Annotated in this window: 13 protein-coding genes and 1 pseudogene; 13 read left to right on the top strand and 1 reads right to left on the bottom strand. The window is 67.9% G+C overall.

Annotation, left to right across the window (positions count from 1 at the left end; translation table 11 throughout):
- The 7 genes from RISW2_RS22180 to RISW2_RS22150 all read left to right on the top strand — a co-directional run.
- On the top strand, positions 1 to 425 hold a 425-nt coding region (locus tag RISW2_RS22180), incomplete at its 5' end, for a phage major capsid protein (RefSeq protein ID WP_043775344.1).
- A gap of 67 nt (positions 426 to 492) precedes the next feature.
- Complete coding sequence (locus tag RISW2_RS22175) at positions 493 to 951, top strand: hypothetical protein (protein ID WP_043775340.1); 459 nt, start codon at positions 493 to 495, stop codon at positions 949 to 951.
- A gap of 57 nt (positions 952 to 1,008) precedes the next feature.
- On the top strand, positions 1,009 to 1,197 hold the full coding sequence (locus RISW2_RS22170) for a hypothetical protein (RefSeq protein ID WP_043775337.1): 189 nt from the start codon (positions 1,009 to 1,011) through the stop codon (positions 1,195 to 1,197).
- Positions 1,198 to 1,200: 3 nt separating this feature from the next.
- Positions 1,201 to 1,761, top strand: a complete 561-nt coding sequence (locus RISW2_RS22165) for a head-tail connector protein (protein ID WP_043775333.1) — start codon at positions 1,201 to 1,203, stop codon at positions 1,759 to 1,761.
- A complete protein-coding gene (locus RISW2_RS22160) occupies positions 1,758 to 2,105 on the top strand; it encodes a head-tail adaptor protein (protein ID WP_043775329.1) in 348 nt (115 codons plus the stop codon). The genes RISW2_RS22165 and RISW2_RS22160 overlap by 4 nt, the downstream gene beginning before the upstream one ends.
- Before the next feature lie 97 nt (positions 2,106 to 2,202).
- A complete protein-coding gene (locus RISW2_RS23775) occupies positions 2,203 to 2,619 on the top strand; it encodes a DUF3168 domain-containing protein (protein ID WP_051492325.1) in 417 nt (138 codons plus the stop codon).
- Complete coding sequence (locus RISW2_RS22150; protein WP_043775326.1) at positions 2,603 to 3,034, top strand: HK97 gp10 family phage protein; 432 nt, start codon at positions 2,603 to 2,605, stop codon at positions 3,032 to 3,034. The genes RISW2_RS23775 and RISW2_RS22150 overlap by 17 nt, the downstream gene beginning before the upstream one ends.
- On the opposite strand, the gene RISW2_RS22145 is transcribed toward RISW2_RS22150, so the two are convergent.
- Positions 3,031 to 3,318 carry a hypothetical protein gene (locus RISW2_RS22145; protein WP_156943968.1) on the bottom strand — a complete coding sequence of 96 codons (288 nt, stop codon included), beginning with the start codon at positions 3,316 to 3,318 and terminating at the stop codon, positions 3,031 to 3,033. The two genes, RISW2_RS22150 and RISW2_RS22145, sit on opposite strands and share 4 nt — an antisense overlap.
- A gap of 10 nt (positions 3,319 to 3,328) precedes the next feature.
- On the opposite strand from RISW2_RS22145, the gene RISW2_RS24870 reads away from it, so the two are divergent.
- The 6 genes and pseudogenes from RISW2_RS24870 to RISW2_RS22120 all read left to right on the top strand — a co-directional run.
- Positions 3,329 to 3,496, top strand: a complete 168-nt coding sequence (locus RISW2_RS24870; protein WP_156943967.1) for a hypothetical protein — start codon at positions 3,329 to 3,331, stop codon at positions 3,494 to 3,496.
- 3 nt (positions 3,497 to 3,499) lie between these two features.
- A complete protein-coding gene (locus RISW2_RS22140; protein ID WP_043775320.1) occupies positions 3,500 to 3,943 on the top strand; it encodes a phage tail tube protein in 444 nt (147 codons plus the stop codon).
- Complete coding sequence (locus RISW2_RS23770; protein WP_051492322.1) at positions 3,943 to 4,476, top strand: gene transfer agent family protein; 534 nt, start codon at positions 3,943 to 3,945, stop codon at positions 4,474 to 4,476. Before RISW2_RS22140 ends, RISW2_RS23770 begins: the two co-directional genes overlap by 1 nt.
- Positions 4,476 to 6,782: a coiled-coil domain-containing protein gene (locus RISW2_RS22130; RefSeq protein WP_043775317.1), complete on the top strand. Its 2,307-nt coding sequence runs from the start codon at positions 4,476 to 4,478 to the stop codon at positions 6,780 to 6,782. Before RISW2_RS23770 ends, RISW2_RS22130 begins: the two co-directional genes overlap by 1 nt.
- Positions 6,782 to 7,465 carry a hypothetical protein gene (locus RISW2_RS23765; protein WP_051492320.1) on the top strand — a complete coding sequence of 228 codons (684 nt, stop codon included), beginning with the start codon at positions 6,782 to 6,784 and terminating at the stop codon, positions 7,463 to 7,465. Before RISW2_RS22130 ends, RISW2_RS23765 begins: the two co-directional genes overlap by 1 nt.
- Positions 7,462 to 7,733 (top strand): annotated as a pseudogene (locus RISW2_RS22120) (hypothetical protein); the annotation flags it as partial. The gene RISW2_RS23765 and the pseudogene RISW2_RS22120, both read left to right, overlap by 4 nt.

The raw sequence follows: 7,733 nt of genomic DNA, 5'->3' as shown, positions 1-7,733 counted from the left end.
CGATGTATTCGCGGCTCATGATGGTGCCGGGCGACCGGCCGTTCTGGCTCACCAACCAGGACACGCTGCCGCAGCTCATGACCATGACGATCGGCGACAAGCCGATCTGGATGCCGCCGAGCGGGGATCTGAGCGAGGCGCCCGGTGGCTTCCTCCTCGGCCGCCCGGTGCGGTTCAGCGAGTTCGCGCAGACCCTCGGCGACCGCGGCGACCTGCAGCTGATCTCGCCCAAGGGCTACTACGGCGCGCGCCGGGCCTCGGGCGTCAAGTTCGCGTCGTCGATCCATCTCTACTTCGACTACGCGACCGAGGCGTTTCGCTGGACCTTCCGCTATGGCGGGCAGCCGCACCTGTCGAAGCCGGTGGCGCCGAAGAACGGCAACGCGACCAAGTCGCATTTCGTCACGCTCGCCGAGCGCGCCTGATCCGTCTGGCGGCGCGGCATCCCGCTGCGCCGCCTCACCTCGACCATCTCATCCGGAGGCCTGAGACATGGCAATGAAGACCCTCAACCCGTCGCAGGTGGCGGGCGTCGTCGGCGTGATCGATCCCGACGCCAACGCCGCCGCGACCTACACCACCGGCTGGATCGCCATCGGCGACTGGCGTTCGCTGATGGCGATCGTCATGGCGGGCTCCCTCGGCACCTCGGCCACGATCGACGCCAAGCTCGAGCAGGCGCAGGACGCCACGGGCACCGGCGTGAAGGACGTGCCGAACTCGGCCATCACGCAGCTGACCCAAGCCGGGACCGACAGCGACAAGCAAGCCATCATCGAGTGCTGGGGCGAGGACCTCGACCTGGTCGAGGGCTTCACGCATGTCCGCCTGTCCATGACGGTTGCCGCAGCCACGAGCGATTGCGGCGCGATCGTGCTCGGGTTCGACCCGCGCTACGGCCCCGCGTCCGAGCGCGATGCCGCGACCGTGGCGGAAATCGTCACCGTCTGATCCGACCTCGCGCCGCCTCGCCGCGCGCGGGGCGGCCCCTGACCAGGAGGGCGCGCCATGGCCGCCAAGAAAGACATCTGCATCATCAAGTTTGTCCGCACTCACGTGGTGCAGGACGATCGCGTCGGCACGCCCGAGGAGGAGCGCTACACCGCAGGGCAGCGCAAGTCGTTCCCGCTGCGCTCGGCGGCGCACTTCGTGTCCCGCGGGGCAGCCGTGTACGTCACGCGCCCGGATGCCGACTGATCCATGACCCTGTCCGTCGTCACGCCGCCGGAGGCCGAGCCCCTCGTCGCTAGCGATGCGCTCCTGCGTCAGCACCTGCGCCTCGAGGCGGACGAGACCGACCAGGACGAGGTTCTCGCAGGCTACTGCGCGGCGGCACGTCAGCTGACGGAAGACTACACGCGGCGCCGGATGATCACCCAGACGCTGCAGCTACGCCTCGACGGGTTCGGCTGCGGCGGCATCGACCTCGGAGTGTCGCCGGTCCAGGAGATCGTGAGCATCCGCTGGCTGGATTTCTCTGGCATCTGGCAGACGCTCGACGCCGCACGGTATCGCCTCATCACCTCGCGCGAGCCGCACCAGGTGATGCCGGCCTACGGCCAGACCTGGCCGGTGCCCCGCACCGACCGCGACACGGTCGCGATCGAGTTCGTCGCCGGATTCGGGGAGACTGCAGCGGACGTGCCGCCGCAGCTCCTGCAGGTGATGCGCGTGTTCGTCGCGCACATGTTCGAGAACCGGACCGGGGAGGTGCCCGTGCGTCTCCTCGCCATGCTCGACCGGTGGCGGGTGTGGGTATGAAGGACCCCGGCGCCCTGCGCGACCGCGTCGCGTTTGATCGTCCGACCGAAGCGCCCGACGGGTTCGGCGGGATCGAGATCGGCTGGACCGACGAGCCGGCGAGCCATGTCTGCAGCGCCCAGTTCATCTATCAGCGCGGCAGCGAAGCGGTTGAAGCCGCGCGGCTGACCGGGCGCGGCATCTACAAGGTCAGGGTACGCAACACCGTGAAGTCGCGCGAGATCACGGCCGACTGGCGCATGCGCGACCTGCGCCGGGGCGCGATCTACAACGTCCGCGAGGTCGACAGCATCACGGACCGCGCCTGGGTCTACATCGTCGTGGAGAGTGGGGTGGCGGTATGAAGATCGGGATCACAAAGGCCGCTTTCGCGGCTGCGCTGTTCCGCGTCTCGGCGGCGCATCAAGCCGCGGCCGCGCGCATCGAAAAGGCCTTCACGAGATGAGCGCCTCGGCCGCGCTGCAGAAGGCGGTCCATGACGCGCTCGTGGCCGACGCCGGCGTCGGCGCGCTCGTGGGCGACCGCATTTATGACGGCGCGCCGTCGACGGCGGTGTTCCCCTATCTCGAGTTCGGTCCCAGCGACTTCGTGCCGGACATCGCCGAGTGCGTGACGACGCGCATCGAGACACTTCAGATCGACTGCTGGGCGCGGAACCAGGGGCGCAAGCGCATCTGCGCGGAAATCGTCGACGCGGTCCATGCCGCGCTGCACCAACGCGACCTGACCCTGTCCGCGCCCTACCGCGTCCTCTGGATCGAGGCCACGGGGCGGACCACCCCTGACCCGGACGGCATCACCTGGCACGGCATCGTGACGGTGGAGGCGGAGGTGCAGACGCATGGTGCAGGGGCTTAGCCAGTTCCGCGCGCGATGGGGCTCGCTGCCGACGCGCGTGCGGAAAGCGGTGATCGAGACCCTCGAGCAGAACGCCGAGGAACTGGTGCAGGAGATGAAGGCGAACGCGCCGGAGCTGAGCGGCGAACTGCGAAAAAGCATCGGCTGGACCTGGGGAGATGCGCCGGAAGGATCCATGACGCTTGGCCGCGTCCGCGGCGACGACGAGGCGCTCGTGATCACCATCTACGCCGGCAACGAGAAGACGATGGTGACGAACAGCCGTGGTATCCGGTTCCAGAACGCCAAGCTCCAGGAGTTCGGCACCAAGGAAATGCCGGCGAACCCATATTTCTTCCCGGTCTACCGGCTGCGGAAACGGCGGATCAAATCGCGCCTGACCCGAAACGTGAACAAGGCGATCAAGGCGACCTAGTCGTAGCACTCGGCGTAGGTCTGAACTCCGTCCGACTTCCCGCCGTGCAGGTAGCAAAAATACACCTCGCCCTCGAAGGCGAGGAAAACCTCGTGAATGCGCGTCGCCTCCGGAGGCTGCGCCCCCAGAACTGGGTTTGGCGCTGGCGGCGCCGTCACGGGGGCGGCGCTTATGACCGTGCCGGATGCCAGCACCTTGTTCGTCTCCTCGAACCCCAGCCGATCTGCTTGGGCGGCAGTTGCGAGTGAACCGACAACGGTCGCCGCGAGAACACCAAAGCGCATGGAGACCCCTATGAAGATCAAGATGAAATGCGATGCCCATCATCGCATCAGCTCCTCCACCTCGCAACATTTCCGGGCCGGACGCGAGTACAGCGTCCCGAAGGCCACGGGCGAGGCGCTGATCACTCGACAGGTTGCCGAGGCGGTGCCCGGCACGAAAACGGTAGAGAAGGAGTAAGCCATGCCTACCGGCAATCAGACCACCCGCCTCGTGATCCAGCTCGGCGACGGCGGCGATCCCGAAACCTTCGCCCACACCTGTGGCGCCAACACGTTCGGCATCACGCTGACCAACAACCTCGGCGAGAACACGGTGCTGGACTGCGAAGATCCGCTCGACGTCCCTGCGGTCATCGTGAGGCACCTCGAAAGCCAGGACACCGCGTGCACCATCACCGGAATGGTCACGACCGAGGCGTGGTCGACCTGGCGGCAGTGGGCCGACGACGGCGTCGAGAAGAACATCAAGATCTTCCTCGACGAGAGCGCTGCGAACAACGGCGGCTTCTGGACCTTGCCGGCCTACCTCGCGTCGATCGAGCTGACCAAGGAGACCTCGGGCAAGGCGACGTTCAGCGCCAGCATTTCCGGCGCCGGCCAGCGCGTCTGGACCGCCGCCACCTGATGGCCGAGGTCTACGCAGACTGGGCCGGAAGGGAGCGTCTCTTCCGGCTCGACTTCGGCCGCGTGATGGAGATCGAGGAGGCCTGCGGCAAGGAAGCCATCGGCGCGATCTACCTGCGCCTTTCCTCGGGCAAGTTCTTCGCGAACGAGGTCTACCAGATCATCCGCATCGCGCTGATCGGCGGAGGCGAGAACAAGGTCGAGGCCAAGCACCTGATGGAGCGGCACTTCGACCGGACGACCTACATGGAGAACGCGGCGCTGGCCGGCGACATCCTGATCGCCCTCATGACCGGCATCGAGGAAGACCCGACGCGCGAGACCGGCGAGCCCGAGCCGATCCGCTTTTCCGAGGTGTCGCAAATCTGCCGCGTGTTCCACATGTCGCCCGAGGAGCTCCGCCGGCTGACCTACGCGGACTTCGTCAACCTCGTGAAGGGGCTCAATGCCAGCGGCACGCGCCGTGCGGAGCCGCCGACCGAGGCGGAGTTCGAGGAAATCCTCGCCAAGTATGAGCCGGAGGCGCTCAAGTAATGGCCCAGACCGACACGCAGCTCCTTCTCCGCCTGTCGGCGGACGTGGCGCGCTTCCAGAAGCAGATGGCCCGGATCATGAAGTCCGGGGAAAACGCCGCTGTCGGTGTTGAAAACCAGTTCCGGCAGTCGAACCGCCGCATGGCGCAGAACGCCGAGCAGAGCGCGCAGGCGATCGGGCGCGAGATGGACAGGCTGCGCGCGAAATACGATCCGCTGTTCGCGGCGAGCAAGCGGTACGAGACCTCGCTCGAGGAGCTGAACCGCGCGCACCGGCTGGGCGCGCTGACGGCGCGCCAGCACGAGGCGGCTCTCGAGACGCTCAACGCCGAGTACGCGCGAGGGAGCGCAGCGGCCACGCGCACGGGCGGGGTGATCCGCGGCATGGGCGGCGGCCTGCAGAACGTCGCCTTCCAGGTCGCGGACTTCGCGACGCAGGTCGGGGCGGGCACCTCTGCCACCGTGGCGCTCGGTCAGCAGGCACCGCAGCTGCTGGCCGGGTTCGGCGCAATCGGTGCAGTGCTGGGCGCGGTGGCTGCGGTCGCAATTCCGCTGGCCGGTGCGTTCTTCATGGCCGGCGAGGAGGCGCAGTCGCTCGAGGACAAGGCGAAGGAGCTGACGACCGCCGTCGACGAGTATCGAGACGCGGTGCGCCAGGCGAACCTGCCGACCGAGGAGCTGGCGGAGAAGTACGGCACCGCCACCGCTGCGGCTCGGACCTTCATCGCCGCGCTGCGCGAGATTTCCGAGTTCGAGGCGCTCGAGGCTATGCGCTCGACTCTGAGCGACATCGCGACGACTTTCGGCGGCCTTTCGCAGGAGCCGATGGGCGACGGCCTGTCCTTCATGGGCACCGAGTACGAGGAGACGCTCCGGAACATCCGCCGCGAACTCGATCTGAACGGCGAAAGCGCTCTGAAGGTGGCAAGCGCTCTCCAACAGCTCGAATCCGCGGAGGGTCCGCAGGAGATGCTGGACGCCGTAGAGAACCTGATCGCCACGCTCGAGGACGCCTTGCCGCCGTTCGAGGAGATGGACGCAGGTGCGCAGCAGGTCGTGAAATCCCTGCAGGAGGCGGGCGAAAAGCTGTCGAGCATGATCGGCGCAGCCGGAAGTGCGGCGGGCGCCATTGGCGGCGCGGCGAGCGAAGCTGGGAGACTGGCCGACGAATTGGGTCGCGCCGTTCAAAACGCGATCTCGCTGCAGGCGCAGGGCATATCCGATCTCGCTCGGGCGAAGATCGAGTACGAATACCGGAACGATCCGATCGGCCGCGCGGGCGCGCTGACCAGCCAGCGCTACAGTGAGCAGGTTGGAGACCTCACCGGCTATGATCCCGTCGTGCAAGAGGCGATGGAGGCCGAGCGGGCTGAGATGGTGGAGACCGCTCAAGAGGCCGAGCGCTACCGGCAGAGCCTCATCAAGTGGCGGCAGGCACAAGCGGCCGCGGCCGAGGTGGCAAACCGGTCGAACAAGGGCGGCAAGGGTAAGTCCGGAGGCGGCGGCCGCGGGGGCCGCGAGGAAGACCCGCTCTTCCAGGACAGCGACGAGGACCTGCAGCGCATCGAGCGCCGGATCGAGATGATCGGCAAGACCGAGGCGCAGGTCGCCGAGCTGCAGGCGCGCTATGAGCTGCTCGACGAGGCGAAGCGCCGCGGGCTCGATCTCGACGCGCAACAGGCTGCGACGGGCGAGACCCTGCGCCAGCAGATCGACCGGCAGGCGGAATCCATCGGTGCGCTGACCCGGGAATACGAGCGGGCCGAGGAGCGGGCACGGTTCTTTGATGACATCCAGACCGAACTGAAGGACGGCCTGATCGACGCCATCGTCGAGGGCGAAAACTTCGCGGGTGTCCTCGAGAATGTGGCGAAGGCGTTGGCGAAGGCCGCGTTGCAGGCCGCGCTGTTCGGGGAGGGGCCCTTCGCCGGCATGATGGGCGGCAATTCCGGGGGCTTGCTCGGCGGAATCTTCAGCGGCCTCTTCGGCGGCCAGCGTGCTGCCGGCGGTCCGGTTCAGGCTGGTCGCATCTACATGGACGGTGCACACGGTCGCGAACCGTTCATCCCGGCCGTGAATGGCCGCATCCTCTCGACGGCCCAGGCGCAGGCGGCGCTTCGGGGGCAGGCGGGTCAGCAGGGCGGCGGGAAAGTCGAGATCATCGCGCGGAGCGAGCCCGGAGTGATCGTCGAGATGATCGACCGGAGAGCCGGCGCGATGGTCCAGAGCAGTCAGGCGCAGACCATGCGCGCGGTCAACCGCGGCTTCGGCGACCGCTTCAACCGCCTTCGCGAGACCAACACCTGATGCAACGCCCGATCGTCACCGTGCCCTACAGCATGATGTGCGCGCCGACGCGCGACTGGTGGATCGACTGGCGCGGGCAGGGGGAAGCCGAGCGGGTCGGCGGCGGGACGCAGGTCGTGTTCAACCAGTTCCCGCGCTGGATGGGCGAGCTGTCCTTCCGCTTCTCGCGCGAGCGGAGCGCCTACTGGCGCTCGATCGCGTGGGCGGCGCAGGGCCGGGTCGGGGTCTATCGCTTGTTCATGGCCGACCCGCTGGTTTTCAACCGGGCCGATGCGGTGCCGGCCGACTGGCTGACGATGGGCAAGCCGTTCTCGAACGACCAGCGCTTCTCGAGTGGCTCCGGGTTCGACCCGGGCCCGCAGGTTCCGGCGGCGGCCGCCGCGGCGCCCGGCGCCGAGGAGATCGTCGTGACGGTGACCGATTCCGCGCTGGTGCCGAAACAGGGCCAGATCATCAGTGCGAACGACTGGCCCATGGGCGTGCTCTGGGTCTCGGCCGAGGGCGGCGACGTCTACCGCCTGGGCGTGACGCTGCAGCGCGCGACGATCGCTGTCGGCGACCCGATCTCGCTCGTGGCGACCGGGCTTTTCGAGGCGCTGGACGACGTGGCATCGCGCCTGGGCTATGACCGCGGTCGCGTGACCTCGCCCGCCATGACCTTCCGCGAGGTCCTGAACAGATGAGCTTTTTCCCCGAGGGCTTCGACCCGCGCGACGATCGCGTGGGGATGCTGGACCTGTGCGCCATCGACACGCCGGACGGGCCGGCGCGGTTCATCGTCGGGACCGACGGTCGGTTCACGGACACGGCCGGCGAGGTCTGGCACGGCTCGACGCTCCTCTCGGTCGACCAGCTGCAGATGACGATCAACGACGTCGCGCCGCGGGGCGCGCTGGTGCTGAGCTACTTCCAGGACCCGGATGCACCGAGCCTGGCGTCGGAGCTGCGCGA

This window comes from Roseivivax isoporae LMG 25204 (assembly GCF_000521865.1).
Lineage (GTDB): Bacteria > Pseudomonadota > Alphaproteobacteria > Rhodobacterales > Rhodobacteraceae > Roseivivax > Roseivivax isoporae.
The sequence above is the reverse complement of the archived record's forward strand: the minus strand, read 5'-3'. Positions and strand labels throughout refer to the sequence as shown.